The organism is Mesorhizobium sp. B2-6-2 (assembly GCF_006440615.1).
Lineage (GTDB): Bacteria > Pseudomonadota > Alphaproteobacteria > Rhizobiales > Rhizobiaceae > Mesorhizobium.
The window spans coordinates 93,718-118,584 of sequence record NZ_VFUG01000012.1 but is presented as its reverse complement, the minus strand read 5'-3'; the positions used below and the strand labels follow the sequence as shown (position 1 = coordinate 118,584).

The window sequence follows — 24,867 nt, the reverse complement described above, 5'->3', positions numbered from 1 at the left end:
TCCTGCCGCGTTCCTAGACCAGGAGTCGCCGTCTTTTCAATCGTCGCACCGCAAGTTGATCGGGCAGTGCCAATGCTTTGGAGTTGACAGCTTGCGGTTCCTCTGAATTTGTCTGACAATAGATAAAAAACAGAGATTTCGCGTTAGTAGCAGCAACCTCGGGAGGAACCGACATGAAGAAACTGCTCGTATTGAGTGCATTCGCGGCGATGCTCGCCTCGGGCACCGCGCTTGCCGACACCAGCGGCAAGAAGATCGCCTTCTCCAACAATTATGCCGGCAATTCCTGGCGCCAGGCGATGCTCGACAGCTATGCGATCGTCACCAAGAAGGCGGTCGACGACAAGATTGTCGCCGCGGCCGATGTCTTCACCACCGCCGACAAGGAAGTGCCGACCCAGGCCGCCCAGGTGCAGAACCTGATCCTGCAGGGCTATGACGCCATCGTCATCAACGCCGCCTCGCCCGATGCGCTCAATGGCGCCATCAAACAGGCCTGCGACGCCGGTATTGTGGTCGTCTCCTTCGACGGCACCGTGACCGAGCCCTGCGCCTATCGCGTCGTCGTCGACTTCAAGGACATGGGCAAGCAGGAAGTCGAGCAGATGGCCAAATTCCAGCCCAAGGGCGGCAATCTGCTGGAGATCCGCGGTCTCGCCGGCACCTCGATCGACGATGCCATCCATGCCGGCATCCTCGAAGGCGTCGCCGCCCATCCGGAGTTTAAGATCGTCGGTTCGGTGACGGGCGACTGGGACCAGACGACGGCGCAGAAGGCGGTGGCGACCATCCTGCCGTCGCTACCGGATGTCGTCGGCATCGTCGACCAGGGCGGCGACGGCTATGGCGCCGCGCAGGCCTTCGCCGCGGCCGGCAAGCCGCGTCCGACCATCATCATGGGCAACCGGCAGGACGAGCTGAAATGGTGGAAGGAGCAGAAGGAGAAGGACGGCTACAAGACCTGGTCGGCCTCGATCGCGCCCGGCGTGTCGACGCTGGCCTTCTGGGTGGCGCAGCAGGTGCTCGACGGACGCAAGGACATTCCGCACGACCTCCTGGTGCCCTATCTCGCTTTCACCCAGGACGATTTCGAGGCCGCGCTGCCGAAGATCAAGGAAGGCGGCGTCGCCACGCACGAATACACGCAGGAAGACGCCATCGCCGCCATCAAGGCCAATATCAAGCAATAGCGGCGGGGCGTTGCTGCCTGCATCGCCAACCGGGTAAAAGTTGAGGATGCTCCAGGCTATTGCAGACATCGTCAAACTGGACGGCGCCGAAAAGCATTTCGGCGCCGTCCGGGCGCTTAACGGCGTCGACTTCCATGTCGGCGCCGGCGAATGCGTGGGGCTGGTCGGGCATAACGGCGCCGGCAAGTCGACGCTCATGCATATGGTAGCCGGCACGCTGCGGCCGGATGGCGGGCAGATCGCCGTGCGCGGCAATCAGGAAGCAAGCTATTCGGTGGCGCGCGCGCTGGAGCTTGGCATACGCTGCGTCTTCCAGGAGCTGTCGCTCTGCCCCAATCTCAGCGTTGCCGAGAATACCCGCATCAATCACCCCGCGCTCACCGGTTTCGGCTGGCGGCGCCGGGCCGCCGACCTCATCCGCGCCAAGCTGGACGAGATCTTCCCGGACCACGGCATTTCGGCGGACGACATTGCCGGCGACCTTTCGATCGGCAGGCGGCAGATGGTCGAGGTGGCGCGCGCCTTCACGCTGACCCGCGAGCCGCTGCACCTGGTCATCCTCGACGAGCCGACCTCGTCGCTCGACGCGCATACGGCGGGCCAGCTGCTTTCATTCGTGCGCCGCTTCGTGGCGGCCGGAGGCAGCTGCATCCTGATCTCGCATGTGCTGGGCGAGGTGCTGCAGAACGCCGACCGCATCGTGGTGATGCGCGACGGCAAGGTGGTCGCGGCCGATGCCGCGAGCGCGTTCGACCGCGACAGGCTGGTCACGGCCATGGGCGGCGCCGAGGGACATCACAAAGCCGCCGCCGAGGCCCGGAAGACCGAGCCAGGAGCGCTCAGGGTGCAGGCACGCCCGGCCAGGCAGCAGGACGGCAAGCAGCTTGTCGCGCGCGCAGGCGAGATCATCGGTCTTGCGGGACTTGCCGGCCACGGCCAGACAGATCTTTTGCTGGCGATCTTCTCGGCCGCCTCGCGCGCCAGGACCGGCATCGAGGTCACCGCGCCGGTGGCGTTGGTCGCCGGCGACCGCCAGTCGGACGGGATCTTTTCGCAATGGTCGATCGCGCAGAACATCGGCATCCGCTCGCTGGCGCGGCTGCGCAGCGGGCTGCTGATCTCGCCGCAGCGCGAGGCCGAGCTTGCGGAGACCTGGAAGAAGAAGATCGGCATCCGCACGCCGGACATGAACAACAACATCTATTCGCTGTCGGGGGGCAACCAGCAGAAGGCACTGTTTGCCCGCGCGCTCGGTTCCGACGCCGAGATCGTGCTGATGGACGACCCGATGCGTGGCGTCGACATCGGCACCAAGCTGGAAGTCTATGACCTGGTGCGCGAGGAGGCCGCCAAGGGCCGGACCTTCCTCTGGTACACGACCGAGACCGAAGAGCTCGACAATTGCGACCATGTCTATGTTTTCAAGAATGGCCGCATCGTCGCCAATCTGCGGCGCGACGAGCTGACGGAGGAAAAGATCATCCAGTCCTCGTTCGGCGACGCGGCCTGAGATGACGGCGATCGCTCCCGGTACCGTTCCGAAAGCTTCGCCGCGCGGCAGCGCCGCCCGGGCGCGCATGCTGCGCGGCCTTCTTCCCGCGCTGTCGCTGGCACTGGTGCTGATTGCGATTGCCTGGCTCAACCCCCGCGCCATCAGCTATTTCGGCTTCAACCTGATGCTCAACCTGGCGATCCCGATCGCGCTGGCGACGATCGCGCAGATGTTCGTCATCGCCGGCAACGAGCTCGACCTGTCGATAGGGACGTTCGTCGGCTTCGTCGGCTGCGTCACCGCGACGTGGCTGCGTGACGCGCCGCTCCTCGGCATTCTCGTGCTCATAGGCTCGATCGGCGTCTATGCGCTGCTCGGCGCGCTGATCCACCTGCGCAATTTGCCTTCGATCGTGGTGACGCTCGGCATGAGCTTCGTCTGGCAGGGGCTTGCGATCCTGGTCCTGCCCAAGCCCGGCGGCAAGGCGCCGGACTGGCTGCTGTCGATCATGTCCTTTAAGCCGCCTTACGTCCCGTTCCCGATCCTTGCCGCGCTGCTGATCGCCGCCGTCGTGCATTTCGGCCTGATGCGCACGTCCTACGGCGTCATCCTGCGCGGCTCGGGCGGCAACGCCGCGGCATTGCGGCGCGCCGGCTGGTCGCTGCTCAAGACCAAGATCGTGCTGTTCGCGCTGACCGGCCTGTTCGGCGTGCTCTCCGGCATGGCGCTGATCGGCATCACCACCTCGGCCGACGCCAATATCGGCAATGGCTACACGCTGCTTTCGATTGCCGGCGTCATCCTTGGCGGCGGCGAGTTCGTCGGCGGCCGGGTGTCGCCGATCGGCGCCGTCATCGGCGCGCTGACGCTGGCCTTGGCCGCCTCGCCGCTCTTGACCTTCATGCACATCCCGCCCGACTGGCAAGTGGCCGCCAACGGAGCGATCCTGATCATCGTGCTGGCGGCGCGGGTGCTGATCAGCCGCAGGGAGCGGTGAGCGATGACCTCAGTGTGGACGCTGCTTGAAAAGCCCTGGATCTGGTCGTTCGTCGGCGCTCTGGTCGTCTGGCTGGCGACGATTGCCTTCACCGGCGGCTACGGCGCCGGCGGCATGGTCACGGCAGCACTTTCGCTTGCCGTCTTCACCGTCATCGTCGGCGTCGGCCAGATGTTCGTCATCACGCTGGGGCCCGGCAATGTCGACCTGTCGCTGCCGGCCAATATCGGGCTGGCCAGCGCGGTCGCCATGAAGGTAATGGGCGGCAGCGATGCGATGATCGTCGTCGGGCTGCTGGCGGCACTCGCCTGCGGCGCGGCGATCGGCGCGATCAACTATCTATTGATCTGGGCGCTGCGCATCCCGCCGATCATCGCGACGCTGTCGGCGAGCTTCATCATCCAGTCGGTCGACATCAGCTACGGCCGCGGCCTGCAGATCAAGCCGCCGCCGGGCTTCGCCGACTTCACCAACTGGCAGGTGCTGGGCATTCCGGTGCTGGCGATGCTGACGGTGGTCTTCACCATCGGCGCCGCACTTGCGCTGCAGCGCATGATCTATGGCCGCTCGGTGCTGGCGATCGGCCAGAACATCCGCGCCGCATGGCTGGCCGGCGTCCATGTCGGCCGTATCCGCTTCCTCACCTACACGCTGTGCGGCGCACTCGGCGGCATCGACGGGGCGCTGCTTGCCGGTTATTTCCGCGGCGCCAATGTCGATATCGGCAACGAATACCTGCTCGCCTCGATCGCGGTCGTGGTCATCGGCGGCACATCCGTCGCCGGCGGCAAGGCCAATGTGCCGGGCGTCTGGGGCGCCGGCCTGTTCCTAGTGCTCCTGCTCACCATGCTCAACACGTTCGGCGTCAGCGCCGGCGTGCGGCTGGTGCTGACCGGGCTGATCATCGTCGGGGTGATCACGGCGGCCGGCGGCGAGAAGGCCGTCCGGTAGCCTTTACTTGGCTGCCTTGGCCCGGGCGATCGCGTCGACGATCATCTTCTTGGCGTATTTGGAATCGTGCCAGCCCTCGATCTTGACCCATTTGCCGGGCTCGAGATCCTTGTAGTGCTCGAAGAAGTGCTGCACCTGCTGGCGCGTGATCTCGGGCAGATGCGTGTATTCGGTGACGTTCTCGTAGCGCAGCGTCAGCTTGGGCGAGGGGACGGCGATCACCTTCTCGTCCTGGCCGGCATTGTCTTCCATGATCAAGACGCCGATCGGCCGCACGTTGATGACGCAGCCCGGCACCAGCGCGCGGGTGTTGCAGACCAGAACGTCGATCGGGTCGCCGTCGCCCGACAGCGTGTGGGGCACGAAGCCGTAATTGCCGGGGTAGCGCATGGAGGTGTGCAGGAAGCGGTCGACGAACAGGGTGCCGGCCTCCTTGTCCATCTCGTATTTGATCGGCTCGCCGCCGATCGGCACCTCGATGATGACGTTCACGTCCTCAGGCGGGTTCTTTCCGGTGGGCACGGCTTCGATACGCATGGCAAATCCCTCTCTCGATTGCAAGACCGATAGCGGGCGAAACGTCATGGTGCAATGCGGCGAATGGCACTGGACGCTGATGGAAGCGCACAGTTTGTGATGGATTGTAACCTAGGCGACGTCAGTCATTCCAGACGAAAGCCACTTTCTTGAGCGCCTTCTGCTCGAAGACCTCGACGCCTTCGGCGATATCGCGGCCGCCATTGCCGGCGTAGAAGGCCAGGGCGTTGTGATTGTCCTCCAGCGCCCAGACCACCAGGCCGCGCAGGCCGTGGTCGGCGAGCCGGGCCTTGGCCGCCTTGAACAGCCGGCTGCCGAGCCCGATGCCCTGATATTCCGGACGCAGATAGAGCTCGTAGATCTCGCCCTGCTGGCGGAGCTCGCGAGCACGGTTCTTGCCGATCGTGGCATAGCCGGCGACCGTTCCGCCGATCTCGACGACCAGCACGGTGGCGGCGCGGCGAATCGCGTTGGCCCACCAGTCGACGCCGCGGCGGTTGATCATCGAGGTCAACGTGCGGTGCGGGATGATGCCGGAATAGGCCCCGCGCCAGGCCTGCTGGTGCACCTCGGCGATGGCGCTCGCGTCGCGCGGCTCTGCCTTTCGGATGTCGATCGTCAGCGTGTTCATGATTGGTTAACCATAAACCTGCATCGGGCGATTGCAAAGAGTCCGCCAACACGCCTCCTTGCTTTCGCACAGGCGAAAGGTGCGTTCGCCGACGAGGTGCCTAGAGCCGGATGTCGCCCGAAAACCACCTCACACTTTTCGGCATCATGCTCTAGTTCCCCGACACAGGGATTTGAAAGGTTGCGGATTTGTCTTGGCGTAAGATTTTCCACTCATTTCCGTGTAATCAGCGCAAACGCCGCCCCAACGTCGTCATTCTATGGCGGAGCAAGGAGCGAAGCGACGCGGCCGCAGACCATAGAATCCATTCCGCGACTTGGAAGCGCCGCCGCGGTGCAGAATTCTGCTCCGTTGCACGCCTTGGCGAAGGTAACGGCATGGATTCCAGGGTCTTCGCGACGGAGCTTCGCTCCTGCTCCGCCCTGGAATGACGATCGCATGGGCGTTTCGGCCAATCTCCAACGCGTGCCACCTGCCAACGCAAAACGGAGTTGACCGAAGCCGACCGGTCAAAATCCTTGTGCAGTGCCACTAGTCAGATTTCGACGAGATGATCGTCGAGCTCGTTGGTGTCGCCCTCGGTGACCGGGAAATGCTCGGCGAGCACCGCGCCCACCGTGCCGATAGCCTTGACGAAGCCGTCGGCCAGCCGGTCGTCGCCGGCATGTTTGGTCAGGTCGCCCACCACGCCGTCCCAGACATGCTGGCCGACCTTGGCATCGATGCCGGAGTCGGCGACGACCTCGGCATAGCGCTCGGCAACGGAGACGAAGATGAGCACGCCGGTGCGCGCGCTCGTGCGGTGGACGTTGCGGGCCAGGAACTGCTTCATCGCATTGGCGTGCGCCGCCTGATAGCGCAGCCTTCTCGGCACGAAATGAATGCGCAAAGTGGGCAGGAACCAGAGCAAAACGAGCGCCGAGGCTAACGCCAGCGCTTGCGCCAGCACGAAATGCGGCAGCCGGATGGACAGCCACCAGGCCTCCAGCCCATAGGCGACGGCAAGGCTGGCGACGAGCACGCCGATCGTCGTCGTGAACGCGGCCGGAAAGAAGTAGCCGTCGCTGGCCCGAGCGACGACGCAGTAGATCTCGCCGTCGGTCTTCAACTCGGCGGTGCGGATCGCCTCGGCGATGCGGTCATGGTCCCCGGCGCTGATCGGTCGCGTTGCCATGATGCCTCACCAGCTTCCCGAGGAGCCGCCGCCGCCCGACGAGCCGCCGCCGCCTGAAAATCCGCCGCCGCCACCTCCCGAGGACCAGCCCCCGCCGCCGGACGACCAGCCGCCACCGGACGACCAGCCGCCGGAGGAAGAGCGCCGGTTCTGATTGAAAGTCATGCCGAGCCAGCGATAGCGGCCGGGCCCGATCTTCTGGCCGAAGATCGGCGGCAGCACCGTCATCGCGATGCCGCCGAAGAAGATAAGCGCCCAGATGGTGATGAAGATGGCGAAGAACAGGTCGTCGGAGTTGAACGGCGCCTGCTCGTTGCGCTTGCCGCGCGCTTCCAGCTCCTCCGGATTGCCCTCCAGGACCATAATGATGTCGTCGACGGCCTTGGTGATGCCGCCGGAGAAATCGCCGGCGCGGAAGGCCGGCACCATGTCGTTCTCGATGATCAGCTTGGTGTGCAGGTCGGTCAGCGTGCCTTCCAGGCCGTAGCCGACCTCGATGCGCATCTTGCGGTCGTTGGGCGCCACCAAGAGCAGCACGCCGTTGTTTTCCTTGGCTTGGCCGAGCTTCCAGAAGCGGAACAGCCGGTTGGCGTAAGGCTCGATCTCCTCGCCGCCGAGGCTAGGTATGGTGGCGACGACGATCTGGTCCGAGCCCTTGGTTTCGAAGTCGGCGAGTTTTTGCGTCAGCGCCGCGCGCGTGCCGGCGTCGATGATGCCGGCATTGTCGACGACGCGGCCGGTCAGCGCGGGCAGGTCGGCGGCAAGGGCGGCGAGGGGGAGGAGGAAGCAAAAAAGCAAGCCAAGAAAGGCGATGCCAGCGTTCTGTGGCGCCCCCCTCTGTCTTGCCGGACATCTCCCCCACAAGGGGGGAGATTGGCGGTTCAGCCGCCGGCTCTCCCTTTCAGTCGTTGGCGATTGGCGAAGGCCAACGCGCCGTCCGATCTCCCCCCTTGTGGGGGAGATGTCCGGCAAGACAGAGGGGGGCGCGAAGGAACGCAAAGCTGACAGGCTCGATTAAATCGCCGGCTCACCCGCCCTGCTTCGTGCTCGTGCCGAAGTCGACCTTCGGCACCTGTATCTTGTCTTCCTCGACGGTGAAGTTGGCGAACGGCTCGTTGCCGCGGAACCAGAAGGTCGCCCACAGCACCGAGGGGAAGGTCTTCAGCGTCAGATTGTAGTCCCTGACTGCCTGGATGTAGTCGCGCCGCGCCACCGCGATGCGGTTCTCGGTGCCTTCGAGCTGCGCCTGCAGCGCGAGAAAATTCTGGTTGGCCTTGAGGTCGGGATAGGCCTCCGACACCGCGATCAGCCGCGACAGCGCGCTGGTCAGCCCGGCCTGCGCATCCTGAAACTTCTTCAGCGCCTCGGGATCCTTCAGCGTCTCCGGCGTCACCGTGATCTGGGTGGCCTTGGCGCGGGCCTGGACGACCGCGTCGAGCGTATCTTTTTCATGCGAGGCATAGCCCTTCACCGTCTCGACCAGGTTCGGGATCAGGTCGGAACGGCGCTGATATTGGTTGAGCACCTCGCTCCAGGCCGCATGCGCGTTCTCTTCCGCCGTCGGGATGGTGTTGTAACCGCAGCCGGCAAGCAGCGGCAGCACGAAAACCATCATCAGGAAGGCGGCAAGGCTGCGGAAGGGGGAGGCTAGTGAGAGGCGCTCGGCAATCATGATTGGTCCCTCGACAGAAGTTGCACGCGAAGCATTACCACAATCCACGCGCAAGGAAATGTCCGGCTGACGACGCCGATTCCAGCTCTGGCGCGAGCCCCTGTGAATGGTCGAGCGAACAGGATTTCATCTCCTTGTTCGACGCAATTCCGGCCGGAAGGCTACGGCGAAGTCACCGAGCCTAAACGCTTCGCACTTTTCCTGGAATTGCTCTAAGGTTCGGGCAGGAAAGGGCAATTGCCATGGCCGAGCGCCGGGACGACGAGACCGAATCGCGCCGCATCCTCGAACGCGTGGCGCGCGAGACGGCGCCGGGCGGCGCGTCGTTCATCGTCCGCACGGCGAAGGATGCGCGCGACCGGGTGACCGCCGCCGACACCGACCGCACCGATCCCATCGAATATTGGGGAACCCGCATTGGCCGAACGCTCGGCTTCATCATTGCCATTGGGCTATTGGTCTGGCTGGTGTATGCCGCCACGCGTGGCGGCTAGGAACAGATTTCCATGAATGCAGAAAAAATCGACGCGCCGCGCGCGGTCATCGTCATCTCCAGCCATGTCGCCCGCGGCTCGGTCGGCAACCGCGCCGCCGTCTTCGCGCTGGAGACGCTGGGCTTCCCGGTCTGGGCGGTGCCGACCGTCATCCTGCCCTGGCATCCGGGCCACAGCCGGGCCACGCGCATCGTTCCGCCGCTCGATCAGTTCAAGGCGCTGATGGCCGATCTCGAGCGCGCGCCCTGGCTGGGCGAGGTGAGGGCCGTGCTGTCGGGCTATCTCGGCGAGGCCGGCCAGGCTGACGCGGTCGCCTCGCTGGTCGCCGCCGTCAAGGAAAAGACGCCGAACGCGCTTTACATCTGCGACCCGGTGATGGGCGATTCGGGCGGGCTCTACGTGCCCGAGCCGACGGCCGTCGCCATGCGCGACAAATTGATGCCGATCGCGGATATCGCGACGCCGAACCGCTACGAGCTGGAATGGATGGCGGGCGCGCCGCTGCCCGACATCAAGGCGGTGACAGCGGCGGCGCTTCATGCCGGCCCTTCGACCATGCTGGTGACCTCGGCGCCCGCGATGATGATGGGCGGCACCGGCAATTTCCTGCTCGACGGCAGCCAGGCGCTGCTTGCCGAGCACCGGGTGATCGAGAAGCCGCCGAACGGGCTGGGCGATCTGACGGCGGCCGTCTATCTGGCGCGCGTTCTCTCCGGCCAGCCGCCGGTCAAGGCGCTGCAATCGACCACCGCCGCCGTCTACGAGATCCTCGCCCGCACCGCGAAGCGCGGCGGCGACGAGCTTCAGCTCGAAACCGACGCGCAGAGCCTGTCGCACCCCATGGCCATGGTGCAGTTGCGCCATCTCCTACATCCCGGGCGGGACAAGCGGGCGTGAAGCTCGCAGGCGTCGACGGCTGCAAGGCCGGCTGGATCGCCGTCCACCGCGAAGCGGACGCCGCGCCGTCGGTCTCGGTCTTCCCGAGCTTCCAGGCGCTGCTCGACGCGCTGCCGGACGCAACGATCGCCGTCGACATGCCGATCGGCCTGCCGGATTTTGTGAGCAGAGGCGGTCGCGGGCCGGAAGCGCTGGTGCGGCCTCTGCTCGGGGCACGGCAATCGAGCGTGTTCGCCATCCCCTCGCGGGCGGCGCTCTATGCCGATACCAGCGACTTCACCACGATCGAGGCCTGGTATGCGGCGCATCGGCTGGCAAGCGCGACGGCATTGGCAACGTCGGATCCGCCGCGCGGCGTTTCCATCCAGGCTTTCGGTATCTTTTCGAAGATCCGCGAGATCGATCAATTGTTGATCGCGCGACCGGAGCTGTGCCGTCGCATCTTCGAATCGCATCCGGAAGTGGCGTTCTGCCGGCTGAATGGCGGCACGGCGATGGCCTTGCCGAAGAAGATCAAGGGAGCGGTCAACCCGGCCGGCATGGAGGAGCGCAAGGTGCTGCTTTGCCGGCATGGCTACGGCAAAGCCTTTCTCGACCAGGCGCCGCCGCGCGGCGCGGCGAGCGACGACTTCCTCGACGCCGCGGCGATGATGCTGATTGCCGGGCGCATCGCCAGCGGCGAGGCAAAACCTTCTCCAGATCCGCCATTGACCGATCGTTTCGGCATTCCCGTTGCCATCTGGGCCTGACGAAGCCATCAATGCCGCATCGCGATTGCGACGGGCTCATCCGCAATTCGGCATTGCTCGCGACCGACTTTTGCCGCTAGAGGCTTTCCCAGACTTCAGGCAGACATAGCTCGAACACCCACATTCGTGCGCATCCAACCCGGAAAGGGCCCAGACGCCGCCCATGCCTCACCTCCCCGAGCACCTCCTCGCCGGCTATCGCAACTTCATGGCCGGCCGCTATCCCTCGGAAAGCGACCGCTATCGCTCGCTGGCGCGCGAAGGCCAGGCGCCGGAAACGATGATCGTCGCCTGCTGCGATTCACGCTCAGCCCCGGAGGCGATCTTCGACGCCGGCCCCGGTGAGCTCTTCGTGCTGCGCAACGTCGCCAATCTGGTGCCGCCCTATGAGCCGGACGGCGAATATCACTCGACATCGGCCGCGCTCGAATTCGCCGTGCAGAGCCTGAAGGTCAAGAACATCGTGGTGATGGGCCACGGCCGCTGCGGCGGCATCCGTGCCGCTCTCGACACCAATTCCTCGCCGCTGTCGCCTGGCGACTTCATCGGCAAATGGATGAGCCTGATCGCGCCGGCCGCCGAGACGGTGGCCTCCAGTACCATGATGACGGCGACCGAGCGCCAGACGGCGCTGGAACGCATTTCCATTCGCTACTCGATCGCCAATTTGAGGACCTTCCCTTGCGTCTCGATCCTCGAAGGCAAGGGACGGCTCTCGCTGCACGGCGCCTGGTTCGACATCTCGACCGGGGAGCTTTGGGTGATGAACAAGGAAACCGGCGATTTCGAGCGGCCCGAGCTGTAACGGAGGGGCGATGCACCGGACCTGGCGGAGGTTCCTTCTCGCGGCGGCGCTGCTCATGTCCACGGTCGCCCGCGCCAGCGCCGACGACGGCGCCATCATCGACCGCTGGTATTCGGCGCTGCTGGCCGCCGACAGGACCGAATTGTCCGAATTGCTTGCCGACGGCGTGCGCATGAAGCTGAACGATATCGGCGTCGGGCAGACCAAGCAGGATTTCATCGCCTCGATCGACGAATGGCAGGGCGCGGTGGCGGGCGCCGCGATCCGTCATCGCATCGAAAAGAGCGAGAACGGCGAGACCACGGTGCTCGCCTGCTACGACTTCCCCGGCAACGATATGCTGATGCGCGAGACTTTTGCCATCGCCGGCGGCCGGATCGTTGCCAGCACCCAGACGGCGGTGGCGCAGGACTGCAGCGCCTATTAGTGTTTGCGTTGGCAGGCGCCTTGGCGATTGGCCGAAGGGCCCGTCGCGATCGTCATTCTATGGCGGAGCAAGGAGCGAAGCGACGCGCGCAGACCATAGAATCCATTCCGTGACGTCGAGGCGTTGCCACGGTGCAGAATTCTGCTCCGCTGCATCCCTCGGCTAAAGTCACGGAATGGATCCTCGGGTCTGCGCTCCGCTTCGCGTCGCTCCGCCCGTGGATGACGAGGTTCGGTTTGCGATGAACCAGCGCATTTCACCGTTTCGCGGAAACGGCGAGCCGCCTTACCCCTTGAATGTCCATGGCGAATCCCAGGGCTACCCTTGTTGCGCGCTGCGTAGCATCGTCCTACATCCGGGGCAGCCTGCCGCTCCCAATTCACCGAACTTCCCAGTTGGATTTGCTCATGTCAAAAACCGTCGACCTCGCCGCCCATCCGCTGACCGTCTGGCAAGGGCCGCTCGGCCTGCCGGATTTCTCGCGCATCGGCGACAATGATTTCGGGCCGGTCTTCGACGCGGCGCTGGCGGCGCATCAGGCCGAGATCGACGCGATCGCCGGCAACAGCGAGATGCCGACCGTCGAGAACACACTTGCCGCGCTCGAGCTTGCCGGCGAGGCGCTCGACCGTGTCTCGTCGATCTTCTGGTGCCGCGCCGGCGCTCATACCAACGACACGATCCAGGCGATGGAGCGCGAGGTTTCGCCAAAGATGTCGCGGCATTTCTCGGCGATCTCGATGAACGAAAAACTGTTTGCCCGCATCGACGACCTCTATCAGCGGCGCGACAGCCTCAAGCTCGATGCCGAAACGCTGCGCGTTCTGGAAAAGACCTGGAAAGGCTTTGTCCGGTCGGGCGCCAAGCTGGACGCAGAAGGCAAGAAGCGGCTCGCGGCCATCAATGAGGAACTTTCCTCGCTCGGCACCAAATTCGGCCAGAACGTGCTGGCGGACGAGCGCGACTGGGCGCTGTTCCTCGACGAGGCCGACCTTGCCGGCCTGCCGGACTTTTTGAAGAGCGCGATGGCGGAAGCGGCCGAAATGCGCGGCCAGAAGGGCCGTTACGCGGTGACGCTGTCGCGCTCGATCTACGAGCCGTTCTCGACATTTTCCGAGCGCCGCGACCTGCGCGAGATCGCGTTCAAAGCGTTCATCATGCGTGGCCAGAATGGCGGCGCCTCCGACAATACCGATGTCGTGCGCGACATGCTGAAGCTGCGCGCCGAGAAGGCGAAGCTGCTGGGCTACGGTTCCTTCGCGGCGCTGAAGCTCGACGACACGATGGCAAAAACGCCGAAGGCCGTGCACGAGCTGCTCGACCCGGTCTGGGAAAAGGCGCTGGAGAAGGCCGCGGCCGACCAGAAGGAACTGGAGCGCCTGGCCGCGGAAGCCGGCAGCAACGAGAAATTCGCGGCATGGGACTGGCGCTTCTACCAGGAGAAGCTGCGCGCCGAGAAATTCGCTTTCGACGAAGCTGAGTTGAAGCCCTATCTGCAGCTCGAACGTGTCATCGAAGCCTGCTTCGATGTGGCGACACGCCTGTTCGGTATCACTTTCGAGGAAAAGAAGGGCATAACGGCGTGGCATCCCGACGCGCGCGTTTTCGTGGTGAAGAATGCCGACGGCAGCGAACGCGGCCTGTTCCTCGCCGACTATTTCGCGCGGCCCTCAAAACGCTCCGGCGCCTGGATGAGCGCGCTTCGGTCCGGTTACAAGCTCGGCGACGGCGCCAAGCCGGTGATCTACAACATCATGAATTTCGCCAAGCCGCCGGCAGGCGAGGCGGCACTTCTGTCGGTCGACGAGGCAAAGACCCTGTTCCACGAGTTCGGCCACGCGCTGCACGGCATGCTGACCGACGTCACCTGGCCGTCGGTTTCCGGCACTTCGGTCAGCCGCGATTTCGTCGAATTGCCCTCGCAGCTTTACGAGCATTGGCTGACGGTGCCGGCGGTGCTGGAAAAGCATGCGCTGCACGTCAGGACCGGCAAGCCGATGCCGAAGGCGCTGCTCGACAAGATGCTCGCCGCCCGCACCTTCGGCGCCGGTTTCGCCACGGTCGAGTTCACCGCCTCGGCGCTGATCGACATGGCCTATCACGCGCAGCCGGACGCGCCCGCCGAGCCGCTTCGGTTCGAGGCTGAAACGCTGGAAAAGCTGCACATGCCCGACACGATCGCGATGCGCCATCGCACCCCGCATTTCGGCCATGTCTTCGCCGGCGACGGATATTCAGCCGGCTATTATTCCTACATGTGGTCGGAAGTGCTCGACGCCGATGCCTTCTCGGCGTTCGAGGAGACGGGCGATGCCTTCAATCGGGAACTCGCCGAGCGGCTTCTGAAGAACATCTACGCCGCGGGTGGGTCGAAGGATCCGGAGGAGCTTTATACGGCCTTCCGCGGCAAGATGCCTTCGCCTGAGGCGATGATGGTGAAGCGGGGGCTGGTGTAGCGCCCTTTTTTTCTTCTCCCCTTGTGGGAGAAGGTGGATCGGCGCGCAGCGCCGAGACGGATGAGGGGTGTTCCAGCGGAGTGAGACGCTGGCGTTCCCTGGAACACCCCTCATCCGTCGCCTTCGGCGACACCTTCTCCCACAAGGGGAGAAGGGAAAGCGCGCCACGGATCCGCCACCCGCGGCCAGATCGGCCGCGTCAGCTTCCTGTAATCCGTTACCGCCGGATTGCTCGGATAGGAACTCGGCGCAGCCACATAGATGATCTCGGCGGCGATCGGCGCGAAGCCGGCGTAGAAATGGTTCGTCGATTTGATCAGCAGGACGTCCTTCGACAACGGATCGATGCCGATGTTGGAAAAGATATCCGGCTCGAAGGTTTGGGTGCGGTTGGTGTTCAAGATGACATCGACCTCGGTGCCTACGATGCGCACCACCGCCGACGGCCCCAGCGTCACGCGGCTCGGCCCGAAGCTCTGCCAGCCTTCGCTGACCGCCTTCAGCATCGTGACGCGGGCGTCGATCGGCTCGCCGGCCTGAGGGCCGGCCTTGCCGCCGAAGCGCAGGTCGATGACCGCGCCTTCGCCGGCCGCGTGGCAGAAGGTGACCGCGACCGGATCCTAGATCGTCGCCACGCCGACCTTGCTCACGCCGCGCTTAAGCAGCTCGCGCAGCAAGACGGTGCCGTCGCCCGGCACGCCGCCGCCCGGATTGTCCCAGATGTCGGCGATCACCGCCGGCTTGTCCTTGCGCTCGGCACGCACGGCTAGCGCCTGCTCGATGCCGGCCGATGCAGACAGCATCGTCATTGCGGTCTTCTCGCGCAGGTCATAGAGCTCGCGCCCGAGCGTTTCGGCGAGCTTGTCACCCTTTGCCTTGTCATTGTCGGTGACGACCAGGATGCGCGTGCCCATTTCGGCTACGTCGGCCGCCATGAAGCCATGGATGACCGAGACCGACAGCACGCCATCCTTGCCATGCAGCGCCTTGATCCTGTCGACGAAGGAGCGCATCGGCTCGCGGCTGGTCGGTAGCACCTGGATCATGCGGCAGTCGAAGGTCGAGATCACCGGCTTGATCTCGCCGCGCGCCGCGGCAAGGCCGAGCTCGACGACGTGCTCGCCGCGCTCGTAGAAATCGGTGTGCGGGAATTCGAGGAAATAGCCCATGATGTCGCAGGCCGCGACGCGCTTCGGCGTCAAATGGCTGTGCGGATCGAACTCCGAGGCGATCACCACTTTCGGCCCGACGATGGCGCGCACGCGCTCCAGGAGATCGCCTTCGCAATCGTCATAGCCCTGCGCGACCATGGCGCCATGCAATCCCAGGATCACCGCATCGACCGGCAAGGCGGCCTTGAGCTGATCGAGGATCTCGTCGCGCAGCGCTTCATAGGTCTGCCGTTGCACCAGGCCGCCGGGCTCCGCCCAGGTGGCGGTGCCTTCGATGACGGTCAGCCCTTCCTTCGCGGCGCGCTTGCGCAGCACGACGATCGGCGAGGAGCAGAGCGTCGGCGTCTCCGGATGTTTTCCGGGGCCGGCATAGAAGGCCATCTCGAAGGAAGCCCGGTCAGTCGGGACCGGCGAGAAGGTGTTGGTTTCCGTCGCCAGCGAGGCGGTGAAGATGCGCATGAACGCTCCGTGATGACCTTTTGTTTTTCGCAATTCCGGACGGAAAACCGCTGCGCACTTTTCCTGGAATTGCGGGGATAGCTATTTGACCGCGCCGAGCGCAAGGCCTCTGACCAGGTAGCGCTGCAGCCAGATGAAGAGGATCGCCACCGGCAGTGTCGCCAGCAACGTGGCCGCCATGACATGGTGCCATTCGATCGTATAGCGGCCGGCGACCAGCGAGAAAACCTGGATCGGCAGAGTGTAGCTTTCCTGGCTGCGCAGCATGGTGAGCGCCACGACGAACTCGTTCCAGGCATTGATGAAGGTGAAGATCGCCGTCACCGCGATCGCCGGCAAGCAGAGCGGCAGGAACACCTTGCGCAGGGTGAGCCAGCGCCCGGCGCCCTCCATCCAGGCCGCCTCCTCGAGGTCGCGCGGGATGGTGTCGAAATAGCTCTGCAGCATCCAGACCGTGAAGGCGACGTTGAAGGCCATGTAGATGAAGCCGAGCGCGGTGGTGCTCTCCACCAGCCCCCAGGCCGCCATCAACCGGAACAGGCCTAGCACCAGCACGATCGGCGATATCATCTGCGAGATCAAAAGGAACTGCCGGAAGGCGCCATAGCCGCCGAAGCGGAAGCGCGACATGGCGTAAGCGGCCGGCACCGAGATCAGGATCGCGCCGATGGTCGCCAGCGCCGAGACATAGAGCGAGTTGAGCAGCGCCTGGCCGAAACCGGTCGCCACCCACATGTCGGCGAAATTCGACCAGCGGAATTCGCTCGGCCACCAGGTGGGCGTCAGCACCTCCGTGCGCGGCTTGACGGCGGTGAGGAACATGACGGCGAAGGGGAAGATCGTCACCGCGATCAATGGGGCCAGCAGAACCCAGGCGACGATGGTTCGTTTCATCTTGCTGTTCATGCCCGCTGCTCCCGCATGGCCAGCCGCACATAGATCATGGTGAAGACGAGCAGGATCGCGAACATCACCAGCGACACGGCGGAAGCCTCGCCCAGCTTGCCGATGCGGAAGGCGAGCTTATAGAGATGCGTGACCAATATGTCGGTCGAGTTCGCGGGCCCCCCTTGAGTCATCACCCAGATGATCGGGAAGGAGTTGAAGACATAGATGGTGTTGAGCACGATCGCGATGTTGATGAAGGGTTTTAAGAGCGGAAAGGTGATCTCGCGGAACTGCTGGAAGGGCGTCGCGCCCTCGAGCGCTGCGGCTTCGTAGAGATCGTCGGGGATCGAAGACAGGCCGCCGAGGAAGATCGTGGTGGTGAACGGCACCGTCACCAATATGCCGATCAGCACCTGCATCGGGAAGGCGGTCTCGGCGCTGGCCAGCCACTGGATGTTCTGGCTGATCAGGCCGAGCTTCATCAGCGCCGAATTCAGCATGCCGCTCTCGCCGCTGAGCGCCCAGCGCCAGACCACCGCCGTCATGGTCAGCGACACCGCCCAGGGCAGCATGATGACGACACGGGCGAGGCCGCGGCCGTAGAAGTCGGTGTTGAGGATGATCGCCACCGGGATCGACAAAAGCAGCGCGCCGCCGACCACGAGCACCGTCCACAGTGCGGTGCGCCAGAGCGCGGCGACAAAATCGGGATCGGCGGCGAGCGCTGCGAAATTGGCGAGACCGCTGAACTCGCGCAACTGGCCGAAGCGGTTGACGTCGTGCGTCGAGATCTGGATCAGGTCCCAGACCGGCCAGAAGATCACCACCGCCGCCAGGAACAGGCTGGGCAAGGTCAGGAGATAGGGCAGGAAACGATTTTGCATCGGCTGGTTTGTACCGCGTTGCGAGCTATCAGCGGCGCTGGCTTGCCAGCTAGCCTAATCTCGACCTGTTCGTTGTTGGGGGCTCAGTTCAAATTCCTTCCCTGCGTCTGCGCTGCCCCTCACCTGCCTGCCGGTGTCCTCTCCCCGTATAGTGACGGGGAGAGGGGCGCTGTCGCCGCCGCTTTCGCCAATCGCCAACGTGGCAGGAAAAGCGCCGGCATTGCGGCCAGCTTCTTTCTCCCCGTCACTATACGGGGAGAAATGCCCGGCAGGGCAATGAGGGGCGGCGCCAACGTCGAAGATTTGTCCCTTTCTCCGGAATGATTGCTTGTCGGTCCCGGTTATTTTCGTGGGGAACGGCCGAACACCTTCCAAGACGGTGTGGCGCGCTCCGACGGGTGGAGCGCGCCACGGGCGCAGGGAGATACGCCCTATTTCTTCGTCAGGACGGCGTTGGCCTTGTCGGCGGCCTCCTTCAGGGCCGCTTCCGGCGTGGCGCTGCCGAGATAGATCTTCTGCATGGCGTCGGACGTGATCTGGGCGATCTCTTCCCAGCCCGGGATGACCGGCGCGAAGCGGGCGTCGGGCAAGAGCGCGGTGAAGGCGGCGAGGTCGGCGTTATTGACGTAATAGTCCATCTTGGCCTCCTCCTTGTTCACCGGCAGGAAGCCTTCGCCCTGCGTGAACTTGGCACGCTGTTCCTTGGTGAACAGGAAGTCGAGCAGCTTCCAGGCCTCGTCCTTGTTCTTGGAGTTCTTGAACATGATGATCGAATCGGTGACGCCATAGGTGCCGCGCGCGCCGGTCGGGCCGGCGGGGATGGCGGCGACGCCGTATTTCAGCTTCGGCGCCTCTTCCTTGATCTGGTTGGACAGGAAAGGCGCGGTGATCATCATGCCGACCTTGCCCTGCTTGAACAGGTTCTGCACGTCCTCGCGGTTGTTGGAGGTCACGCCAGGCTCGGTCAGGCCCTCGTCGATCATCGACTTGTAAAGCTTGGCGGCCTCGAGCGCGCCCGGCGTGCTCAAGCCCGAGGTGCCGTCCTTGTTGAGGATCTCGGTGCCGAAGGACCACATCGCATAATAGTAATAGACGTCGGTCTCGATCTCCTTGCCTTGCAGGCCGTAGCCGAAAGCGCCTTGAGCCTTGATCTTGCGGGCGTCCTCCTGCAACTCGGTCCAGGTGGCCGGCGGCTTGGCGATGCCTGCCTTCTCGAAGAGCTCCTTGTTGTAATACATGGCACGTGCCGAGGCGGCGATCGGCAGGCCGTAGGTGTGGCCGTCCATGATCGAGGGCTGCAGGAAGGTGTCGATGAAGCGGTCCTTGAACACCGGCTTAATGTAGCTGTCGAGCGGCTCGGCGACATCCTGCTGGACGAAGTCGATCAGCCAGCGCGTGCCGATGATCGAAAGGTCGGCATTGGTGCCGGCGGTGATGTCGGTGGTGAGCTTCTGCAGGAGCACATCCCACGGCACCACTTCGTATTTGATGGTGATGCCGGGATTGGCCGCCTCGAATTCCTTCTTCACCGCTTCGAAATAGGGGCCGGTCTTGGCGCTGTATTCGGCGACGGTGACGCGCACCTCGCCGGCGTCGGCAGGTGCTGCAAAGGCCAGCATGCTCATTCCGGCCAACAGGCCGATAGTCCATTTCGCAAGGCTCATCTGATTTCCTCCCATGATGCGCATTCGCACCTGGCCTTAGAGGCGCAGGATTTATGTTACTTTCCTACATTATCGAGGGTTATGCCCAATGCATGCAAGCAGTTTATCATGTTGCTAAATTACATTTTGTTGGATAGCGTTCCGTCGCTGTCTGGCACGGCGGAGGAGCGCGTATCGTGCTATCAAGGGCCGATTTCGAGGGCAAAACCGTTGTCGTCACGGGCGCCGGCGGCGGCCTCGGCTCGGCGATCGTCGAGCTCATGGCCGAGCGCGGTGCGCGCATCGTCGGCTGCGACCAATCGGTGGCAGCGCTGGCCGGTCCGCATATCGCCTCTCGTCACGTCTTCAACCTGCTCGACCGGGCCTCGATCGAAGCGGCGATACCCGCGCTGCTCGACAAGGATGGCGTCCCCGACATCCTGATCAACAATGCCGGTTGGACGCGCGCCGAGACCTTGAAGGCGCTGACGGCGGACAAAATCGAGCAGGAGCTCGGCCTCAATCTGACCGGCGTGATGACTTTCGCCGATCCGCTCATCAAGGCGATGTCCGAGCGCGGCTCGGGCAGCGTCGTCTTCATCTCCTCGGTCAATGCGATTTCGCATTTCGGCAATCCGGCCTATGCGGCGGCCAAGGCCGGCATCAACGCCTACGCCAAATCGATCGCCGTCGAGCTCGGCCGCGCCGGGTTGCGCGCCAATGTCGTCTGCCCGGGCTCGATCCGCACCGCCGCCTGGGATCATCGCCTGGCCAAGGACCCCGAGATCTTAGGCCGGCTGAAGCGGCTCTATCCGCTCGGCCGCATCGTCAACGCGTCGGAAGTGGCGGAGGCCGTCGCCTTCCTTGCCTCGGAGCGCGCTTCCGGCATAACAGGTGCCGTGGTGCCCGTGGACGCCGGACTGACAGCCGGCTACCTGCCTTTCATCGACGACATATTGGGAGCGTGACCATGACCGACGTCCAGTTCCGCAACCTGTCGAAATCCTATGGCCAGCACAAAATTCTCGAGGGCATCGACCTCGACATCCGGACCGGCGAGTTCGTCGTGCTGGTCGGCCCGTCCGGCTGCGGCAAGTCAACCCTGCTGCGCATGCTGGCAGGGCTGGAGACGATCAGCTCCGGCGATCTCGTCATCGGCGGCATGCGCGCCAACGAGCTGCCGCCGCAGAAGCGCAACATCGCCATGGTGTTCCAGTCTTACGCGCTGTTCCCGCATCTGAAGGCCTCGGAAAATATCGGCTTCGGCCCGAAAATCCGCGGCGAGACGCGCTCCGCGATCGAGGACAAGGTCAAGAAGGCGTCGGGCGTGCTCAACCTCTTTTCCTATCTCGACCGTTATCCGAGACAATTGTCCGGCGGCCAGCGCCAGCGCGTCGCCATGGGCCGCGCGATCGTGCGCGAGCCTTCGGTCTTCCTGTTCGACGAGCCGCTTTCCAATCTCGATGCGCAGCTGCGCGTGCAGATGCGCACCGAGATCAAGGCGCTGCACCAGCGGCTGAAATCGACCATCGTCTACGTCACCCACGACCAGATCGAGGCGATGACCATGGCCGACCGCATCGTGGTGATGGATCGCGGCCGCATCCAGCAGGTCGGGCAGCCGCTGGAGCTCTATGACCGGCCTGCCAACAAATTCGTCGCCGCCTTCATCGGCTCGCCTTCGATGAGCTTCGTCTCCGGCGCGCTGAAGAGCGCCGGAGCCAAGTCCTGGTTCGAGACGACGGGCGGCGGCCGTCTGGCGCTCCCGGGCAAGGCCGCGTCCGGCAGCGACACGGTCGAGGCCGGCATCAGGCCCGAGCATTTCGTGGTCGGTACCGGCGACGATGCCATCGCCATCAAGGTCGACGTCGTCGAGCCGACCGGCTCGGAAACGCATGTCTATGGCTCGGTCGGCGACGACACGGTGCGCGCGGTGTTCCGCGACCGGCTGCAGGTCAAGCCCGGCGACCGGCTGCCGGTGAGCGTCGATCCGCGCAACATCCACCTCTTCGACAAGGCGACGGGCCTGCCGCTGTGAGACGATGACATGAAGACCCCGGCCGACATCATCACCCGCCTGCAATTGATATCGCAGGACGGCACCAAGTCGGACCGCCGGCTGGCCGGGCTGGTGCTTTCCGACCTCGATTTCGCCTCCAAGGCCGCGATCTCGGGGATCGCCGCGCGCGTCGGCGTCAGCGAGCCGACCGTCACCCGCTTCTGCCGCAATCTCGGCTGCGAGGGCCTTCGCGATTTCAAGTTCTACCTGGCGCAAGCGATTGCCATCGGCGGCCAGTATCTGTCGCCGGAGCCGCTCAGCCGCGACGCGCGCGAGCAGCGCATCGCCTCGGCGATAACCGAGGCGGCGATCGCCGCCATCCAGCGCGCCAGCGAAAACCTCGACATGACGACGCTGATGGACGTCGCCGCCCGCATCGCCGCTTCCGGCAATGTGCTGTGCATCGGCTCGGGCGGCATTTCCTCGATGATGGCGACCGAGATGCAGAACCGGCTGTTTCGGCTGGGCCTCTCGGCGCTCGCCCAGACCGACGGCCAGCTGCAGCGCATGTATGCGGCCGTCGCGACGCCCGAGACGACGCTGCTTGCCTTCTCCGTCTCGGGCTATGCGCGCTCGGTGATCGAGGCGGTCGAGGTTGCGCAGCAATATGGCGCGGCGACCGTTGCCGTCACTGCGCCGGATTCGGCCCTGGCCAAGGTCGCCGACACGGTCATCCTTCTGCAGTCCGTCGAGGACGGCAACATCTACAAGCCGACCTCGTCGCGCTACGCGCTTTTGGCCATCCTCGACATGATCGCCACCACGGTGGCGGAAGCGCGCGGGCCGAAAGTGCTGGAGAATCTGCGCCGCATCAAGCAGAGCGTGAACACGCTGAAGGTCGACGATCCGAAACTGCCGCTGGGCGATTGAGCGGTCGCAGCGGCTTGCGCCTTCGAAGTTGGCGATCCGTCGCGCCCCCCTCTGGCCTGCCGGCCATCTCCCCCACAAGGGGGGAGATTGGCAGCTTCCGCGCCCCGCTCTTCCCGCAGCGTTGGATGTTGGCGAAAGCCGCTGCGACATCTGATCTCCCCCCCTTGTGGGGGAGATGTCCGGCAGGACAGAGGGGGGCGCTGTCCCGCCAACATTTTAGATTTGGGATTGCCCAAATGCCTCGACGATCTTCGCCAGCTCAACCCCATCACCCACGACCCGCAGCGTCTTCAGTCGCGATGTGCCGCCAGCGACCACCGAAACGGCCGACACCGGCACACCCAGTGCCTTGGCCAGCATCCGTTCCAATGCTTGATTGGCGGCGCCGTTCTCCGGAACGGCGCGGACGCGGGCCTTGAGGTGACTGCGACCGTCGGCAGCGGTGTCGACGCCGTCTATCCGGTCGAGCGCCGCCTTCGGCGTCAGCCGCACGAAGAGGTCGATGCCGTTCTCGCGCTGCCGAAACGGCGTGCTCATCAGCCGCCGGTCACGACCCAGGACCAGACGGTGGTGACCAGGAACTGCCGGATGAAGAAGATGATCAGAAGCAGGATGATCGGCGAAATGTCGATGCCGCCGAGATCGGGCATGAAGCGGCGGATCGGGCGCAATGCCGGATCGGTCAGCCGGTAGAGCATGTTGCCGACGCTGCCGACGAACTGGTTGCGCGAGTTGACGACATTGAAGGCGTAGAGCCAGGAAAAGATCGCCGAGGCGATGATGATCCACCAGTAGATATCAAGCGCCATGACGATGGTCTGAATAAGGGCGATCATGCCGGTCTCCAAATTGTCGCCGACATGTAGCCATTGCTTGGCGTGCGGGCAAGGCCCGCGGGCTTGGCGTGCGGGCAAGACCCGCCAGTCACGGCACTCGTCGCCTGCCGGTCTTTCGCCTTGACATGAAACCGCCGCGACCGATACAAGCCCATCCGCTGGAACGGGGCTGTAGCTCAGCTGGGAGAGCGCATCGTTCGCAATGATGAGGTCAGGGGTTCGATCCCCCTCAGCTCCACCAGCCAGCACACGCATGTGCCTCTCGCGGGCGGTTGCCCTCTTCGCTCAGCAGTCTGCGACTGCCGGATTTCGGGCCGCGTGCTTGGAACCAATGGTGGGGCAAGACGGTTCAGCTATACTTTTGAAGCTGATGTGCCCGGCCAGCTGGGTAAGCGGCGATGCTTGAGGAGGTCCCCATCATGAAGATTTCGTCCAGGTTCCGTTCAGTCGCGGTTGCGGCAATCGCCGCGGCGGGCGTCAGCATTGCCAGCGCCGCGCATGCCGACAGCGGCACGATCCGCTTCTCCGTCTACAAGGCGGCCTTCTTCATCGGCGGCTCCGGCGGCGAAGGCACGCTGACCTTCCATGGCAAACGCTATCCGATCTCGGTCGGCGGCGTATCGGGCGGCCTCGCCTTCGGCGCGTCCAAGACCTATTTCCAGGGCAGGGTGCGCCATATCCGGCGGGCCAGCGACGTGACGGGTGTCTACGGCGCAGCCGGCGGCGGCGGCGCGCTCGGCAGAGGCGCCCAGGTGATCGTCATGACCAATGACAAGGGCGCCCAGCTCGAGCTCAGCGGCAGGCAGGTCGGCCTGCAGGTCAATGCCGACCTCAGCGGCATGAGCATCGCGCTGAAGAGGTAGGAGCAGCAACTCCTTCCGCTAGTGCGTTTCACCGTTTCACGGAAACGACGAAACGCCCTATCTCTTTGTTTTTTTACGCAATTCCGGACGGAAAACCGCTCACACTTTTCCTGGAATTGCTCTAACTGGATGGGCCGGATTCGCGAAGGTCAGCGGTTCGGACCTTTCCGGATGCGGCAGGGAGATTCGCTCGCCGGGCGGCTCACTCGATTCCGCTTATCTGGAGACCGCCGGCACCTTGTAGCGGTGCTGGCGCGCGTAAGCCACGCAGGCGTCCACCGTGCTGACACACAGCGCATCGCGGCTGTTCGGCAGGTTATTGTCACCGGCATAGGCCACCTCTGCGACGTGGCCGTTGAGCATGCGTATCTGCGTGTTGCAATAGCCTCCGGGAGCGACATTGACCGACCCGCCGACAGCAGGAATTGCACCCACGGCCAAAGTCGGCACCGCGATACTGAGGTTGCTGCGTTGCACTGTGCGCTGGTAGGTCCAGATCTGGCCGGATGATCCCACATCCGCCGTTGCGCTCGGAAAGCCGGCGCACATGCGGACATCGGCCTCGCTGAGACCGACCATCTCCTTGCGGGCAGCGGCCGTGGTGGCGTCGACCTTGGCGATGCTCGACGTATCATCGGGGATGACGCAGGACGACAGGGTAGAGATGCCTGCCGCAGCAAAGGCAAGTTTTCGAATATGCAAGGATGTCATGCCGTCGGTC

The 24,867-nt window shown here is 64.4% G+C and carries 25 protein-coding genes, 1 tRNA gene and 1 pseudogene; 15 read left to right on the top strand and 12 right to left on the bottom strand.

Annotation, left to right across the window (positions count from 1 at the left end):
* Positions 1-173: 173 nt before the first annotated feature.
* Genes FJ419_RS21965 through FJ419_RS21950 form a run of 4 tightly spaced genes read left to right on the top strand, consistent with a single transcriptional unit; the run spans position 174 to position 4,630 of the window.
* Positions 174-1,190, top strand: a complete 1,017-nt coding sequence (locus FJ419_RS21965; protein WP_140698196.1) for an ABC transporter substrate-binding protein — start codon at positions 174-176, stop codon at positions 1,188-1,190.
* Positions 1,191-1,236: 46 nt separating this feature from the next.
* A complete protein-coding gene (locus FJ419_RS21960; RefSeq protein ID WP_140698193.1) occupies positions 1,237-2,700 on the top strand; it encodes a sugar ABC transporter ATP-binding protein in 1,464 nt (487 codons plus the stop codon).
* Position 2,701: 1 nt separating this feature from the next.
* A complete protein-coding gene (locus FJ419_RS21955) occupies positions 2,702-3,679 on the top strand; it encodes an ABC transporter permease (RefSeq protein ID WP_140698184.1) in 978 nt (325 codons plus the stop codon).
* A gap of 3 nt (positions 3,680-3,682) precedes the next feature.
* A complete protein-coding gene (locus tag FJ419_RS21950) occupies positions 3,683-4,630 on the top strand; it encodes an ABC transporter permease (RefSeq protein WP_140698169.1) in 948 nt (315 codons plus the stop codon).
* A 3-nt stretch (positions 4,631-4,633) separates the two neighbouring features.
* Here the strand turns inward: FJ419_RS21950 and ppa are convergent, their stop codons facing one another.
* The 5 genes from ppa to FJ419_RS21920 form a co-directional block, all read right to left on the bottom strand.
* A complete protein-coding gene (gene ppa, locus FJ419_RS21945) occupies positions 4,634-5,167 on the bottom strand; it encodes an inorganic diphosphatase (RefSeq protein WP_140544744.1) in 534 nt (177 codons plus the stop codon).
* A 121-nt stretch (positions 5,168-5,288) separates the two neighbouring features.
* Positions 5,289-5,798 (bottom strand): GNAT family N-acetyltransferase, encoded by a 510-nt coding sequence (locus FJ419_RS21940; RefSeq protein ID WP_040991512.1) that lies wholly within the window; start codon positions 5,796-5,798, stop codon positions 5,289-5,291.
* Between the two features lie 535 nt (positions 5,799-6,333).
* Complete coding sequence (locus FJ419_RS21935) at positions 6,334-6,972, bottom strand: TPM domain-containing protein (RefSeq protein WP_140698155.1); 639 nt, start codon at positions 6,970-6,972, stop codon at positions 6,334-6,336.
* A 6-nt stretch (positions 6,973-6,978) separates the two neighbouring features.
* On the bottom strand, positions 6,979-7,785 hold the full coding sequence (locus FJ419_RS21930) for a YgcG family protein (RefSeq protein WP_246679306.1): 807 nt from the start codon (positions 7,783-7,785) through the stop codon (positions 6,979-6,981).
* Positions 7,786-7,999: 214 nt separating this feature from the next.
* Positions 8,000-8,644 (bottom strand): LemA family protein, encoded by a 645-nt coding sequence (locus tag FJ419_RS21920; RefSeq protein WP_140698137.1) that lies wholly within the window; start codon positions 8,642-8,644, stop codon positions 8,000-8,002.
* A gap of 242 nt (positions 8,645-8,886) precedes the next feature.
* On the opposite strand from FJ419_RS21920, the gene FJ419_RS21915 reads away from it, so the two are divergent.
* The 6 genes from FJ419_RS21915 (at position 8,887) to FJ419_RS21890 (ending at position 14,472) form a co-directional block, all read left to right on the top strand.
* Positions 8,887-9,138 carry a hypothetical protein gene (locus FJ419_RS21915; protein ID WP_140698134.1) on the top strand — a complete coding sequence of 84 codons (252 nt, stop codon included), beginning with the start codon at positions 8,887-8,889 and terminating at the stop codon, positions 9,136-9,138.
* Positions 9,139-9,150: 12 nt separating this feature from the next.
* Positions 9,151-10,035 carry a pyridoxal kinase PdxY gene (gene pdxY / locus FJ419_RS21910; RefSeq protein WP_140634753.1) on the top strand — a complete coding sequence of 295 codons (885 nt, stop codon included), beginning with the start codon at positions 9,151-9,153 and terminating at the stop codon, positions 10,033-10,035.
* Complete coding sequence (locus FJ419_RS21905; RefSeq protein WP_140698131.1) at positions 10,032-10,784, top strand: DUF429 domain-containing protein; 753 nt, start codon at positions 10,032-10,034, stop codon at positions 10,782-10,784. The genes pdxY and FJ419_RS21905 overlap by 4 nt, the downstream gene beginning before the upstream one ends.
* A 163-nt stretch (positions 10,785-10,947) precedes the next feature.
* Positions 10,948-11,589, top strand: a complete 642-nt coding sequence (locus tag FJ419_RS21900; RefSeq protein ID WP_140547167.1) for a carbonic anhydrase — start codon at positions 10,948-10,950, stop codon at positions 11,587-11,589.
* 55 nt (positions 11,590-11,644) lie between these two features.
* A complete protein-coding gene (locus tag FJ419_RS21895) occupies positions 11,645-12,016 on the top strand; it encodes a nuclear transport factor 2 family protein (protein ID WP_246679303.1) in 372 nt (123 codons plus the stop codon).
* Positions 12,017-12,417: 401 nt separating this feature from the next.
* Positions 12,418-14,472: a M3 family metallopeptidase gene (locus FJ419_RS21890; RefSeq protein WP_140698290.1), complete on the top strand. Its 2,055-nt coding sequence runs from the start codon at positions 12,418-12,420 to the stop codon at positions 14,470-14,472.
* A gap of 110 nt (positions 14,473-14,582) precedes the next feature.
* Here the strand turns inward: FJ419_RS21890 and FJ419_RS21885 are convergent.
* The 4 genes and pseudogenes from FJ419_RS21885 to FJ419_RS21865 form a co-directional block, all read right to left on the bottom strand.
* Positions 14,583-16,103: pseudogene (locus tag FJ419_RS21885) on the bottom strand (M81 family metallopeptidase).
* An 81-nt stretch (positions 16,104-16,184) separates the two neighbouring features.
* The gene (locus FJ419_RS21880; RefSeq protein WP_140546426.1) at positions 16,185-17,009 is read right to left on the bottom strand and encodes a carbohydrate ABC transporter permease; all 825 of its coding nucleotides are present in this window, start codon (positions 17,007-17,009) and stop codon (positions 16,185-16,187) included.
* Positions 17,006-17,875 (bottom strand): sugar ABC transporter permease, encoded by an 870-nt coding sequence (locus FJ419_RS21875; protein ID WP_140698125.1) that lies wholly within the window; start codon positions 17,873-17,875, stop codon positions 17,006-17,008. The genes FJ419_RS21880 and FJ419_RS21875 overlap by 4 nt, the downstream gene beginning before the upstream one ends.
* 431 nt (positions 17,876-18,306) lie before the next feature.
* Positions 18,307-19,539: a sugar ABC transporter substrate-binding protein gene (locus FJ419_RS21865; protein ID WP_140698122.1), complete on the bottom strand. Its 1,233-nt coding sequence runs from the start codon at positions 19,537-19,539 to the stop codon at positions 18,307-18,309.
* A 176-nt stretch (positions 19,540-19,715) separates the two neighbouring features.
* On the opposite strand from FJ419_RS21865, the gene FJ419_RS21860 reads away from it, so the two are divergent.
* Genes FJ419_RS21860 through FJ419_RS21850 form a run of 3 tightly spaced genes read left to right on the top strand, consistent with a single transcriptional unit; the run spans position 19,716 to position 22,447 of the window.
* Complete coding sequence (locus FJ419_RS21860; protein WP_140698119.1) at positions 19,716-20,486, top strand: SDR family oxidoreductase; 771 nt, start codon at positions 19,716-19,718, stop codon at positions 20,484-20,486.
* A gap of 2 nt (positions 20,487-20,488) precedes the next feature.
* A complete protein-coding gene (gene ugpC, locus FJ419_RS21855; protein WP_140698116.1) occupies positions 20,489-21,556 on the top strand; it encodes a sn-glycerol-3-phosphate ABC transporter ATP-binding protein UgpC in 1,068 nt (355 codons plus the stop codon).
* 9 nt (positions 21,557-21,565) lie between these two features.
* Positions 21,566-22,447, top strand: a complete 882-nt coding sequence (locus FJ419_RS21850; RefSeq protein WP_140698113.1) for a MurR/RpiR family transcriptional regulator — start codon at positions 21,566-21,568, stop codon at positions 22,445-22,447.
* Between the two features lie 216 nt (positions 22,448-22,663).
* Here FJ419_RS21850 and FJ419_RS21845 read toward each other — a convergent pair whose 3' ends face one another.
* Together FJ419_RS21845 and FJ419_RS21840 are read right to left on the bottom strand one after the other, a co-directional pair.
* On the bottom strand, positions 22,664-22,984 hold the full coding sequence (locus FJ419_RS21845) for a DUF167 family protein (protein WP_140698110.1): 321 nt from the start codon (positions 22,982-22,984) through the stop codon (positions 22,664-22,666).
* Positions 22,984-23,283, bottom strand: coding sequence for a YggT family protein (locus FJ419_RS21840; RefSeq protein WP_135888880.1), 300 nt, complete (start codon positions 23,281-23,283; stop codon positions 22,984-22,986). The genes FJ419_RS21845 and FJ419_RS21840 overlap by 1 nt, the downstream gene beginning before the upstream one ends.
* 165 nt (positions 23,284-23,448) lie before the next feature.
* On the opposite strand from FJ419_RS21840, the gene FJ419_RS21835 reads away from it, so the two are divergent.
* Together FJ419_RS21835 and FJ419_RS21830 are read left to right on the top strand one after the other, a co-directional pair.
* Positions 23,449-23,524, top strand: a tRNA-Ala gene (locus FJ419_RS21835).
* Between the two features lie 178 nt (positions 23,525-23,702).
* Positions 23,703-24,146, top strand: coding sequence for a hypothetical protein (locus FJ419_RS21830; RefSeq protein WP_140637013.1), 444 nt, complete (start codon positions 23,703-23,705; stop codon positions 24,144-24,146).
* Positions 24,147-24,362: 216 nt separating this feature from the next.
* Here the strand turns inward: FJ419_RS21830 and FJ419_RS21825 are convergent, their stop codons facing one another.
* Entirely contained in the window at positions 24,363-24,857 is a 495-nt protein-coding gene (locus FJ419_RS21825) for a hypothetical protein (RefSeq protein WP_140698107.1), read from the bottom strand.
* Positions 24,858-24,867 lie beyond the last annotated feature (10 nt).

Excerpts from the sequence above, each read along its gene's own strand:
- FJ419_RS21965 (WP_140698196.1), top strand. The coding sequence starts at position 174 with ATGAAGAAACTGCTCGTATTGAGTGCATTCGCGGCGATGCTCGCCTCG.
- FJ419_RS21960 (WP_140698193.1), top strand. The coding sequence starts at position 1,237 with ATGCTCCAGGCTATTGCAGACATCGTCAAACTGGACGGCGCCGAAAAG.
- FJ419_RS21955 (WP_140698184.1), top strand. The coding sequence starts at position 2,702 with ATGACGGCGATCGCTCCCGGTACCGTTCCGAAAGCTTCGCCGCGCGGC.
- FJ419_RS21950 (WP_140698169.1), top strand. The coding sequence starts at position 3,683 with ATGACCTCAGTGTGGACGCTGCTTGAAAAGCCCTGGATCTGGTCGTTC.
- ppa (WP_140544744.1), bottom strand. The coding sequence starts at position 5,167 with ATGCGTATCGAAGCCGTGCCCACCGGAAAGAACCCGCCTGAGGACGTG.
- FJ419_RS21940 (WP_040991512.1), bottom strand. The coding sequence starts at position 5,798 with ATGAACACGCTGACGATCGACATCCGAAAGGCAGAGCCGCGCGACGCG.
- FJ419_RS21935 (WP_140698155.1), bottom strand. The coding sequence starts at position 6,972 with ATGGCAACGCGACCGATCAGCGCCGGGGACCATGACCGCATCGCCGAG.
- FJ419_RS21920 (WP_140698137.1), bottom strand. The coding sequence starts at position 8,644 with ATGATTGCCGAGCGCCTCTCACTAGCCTCCCCCTTCCGCAGCCTTGCC.
- FJ419_RS21915 (WP_140698134.1), top strand. The coding sequence starts at position 8,887 with ATGGCCGAGCGCCGGGACGACGAGACCGAATCGCGCCGCATCCTCGAA.
- pdxY (WP_140634753.1), top strand. The coding sequence starts at position 9,151 with ATGAATGCAGAAAAAATCGACGCGCCGCGCGCGGTCATCGTCATCTCC.
- FJ419_RS21900 (WP_140547167.1), top strand. The coding sequence starts at position 10,948 with ATGCCTCACCTCCCCGAGCACCTCCTCGCCGGCTATCGCAACTTCATG.
- FJ419_RS21895 (WP_246679303.1), top strand. The coding sequence starts at position 11,645 with ATGTCCACGGTCGCCCGCGCCAGCGCCGACGACGGCGCCATCATCGAC.
- FJ419_RS21880 (WP_140546426.1), bottom strand. The coding sequence starts at position 17,009 with ATGAACAGCAAGATGAAACGAACCATCGTCGCCTGGGTTCTGCTGGCC.
- FJ419_RS21875 (WP_140698125.1), bottom strand. The coding sequence starts at position 17,875 with ATGCAAAATCGTTTCCTGCCCTATCTCCTGACCTTGCCCAGCCTGTTC.
- FJ419_RS21865 (WP_140698122.1), bottom strand. The coding sequence starts at position 19,539 with ATGAGCCTTGCGAAATGGACTATCGGCCTGTTGGCCGGAATGAGCATG.
- ugpC (WP_140698116.1), top strand. The coding sequence starts at position 20,489 with ATGACCGACGTCCAGTTCCGCAACCTGTCGAAATCCTATGGCCAGCAC.
- FJ419_RS21850 (WP_140698113.1), top strand. The coding sequence starts at position 21,566 with ATGAAGACCCCGGCCGACATCATCACCCGCCTGCAATTGATATCGCAG.
- FJ419_RS21845 (WP_140698110.1), bottom strand. The coding sequence starts at position 22,984 with ATGAGCACGCCGTTTCGGCAGCGCGAGAACGGCATCGACCTCTTCGTG.
- FJ419_RS21840 (WP_135888880.1), bottom strand. The coding sequence starts at position 23,283 with ATGATCGCCCTTATTCAGACCATCGTCATGGCGCTTGATATCTACTGG.
- FJ419_RS21830 (WP_140637013.1), top strand. The coding sequence starts at position 23,703 with ATGAAGATTTCGTCCAGGTTCCGTTCAGTCGCGGTTGCGGCAATCGCC.
- FJ419_RS21825 (WP_140698107.1), bottom strand. The coding sequence starts at position 24,857 with ATGACATCCTTGCATATTCGAAAACTTGCCTTTGCTGCGGCAGGCATC.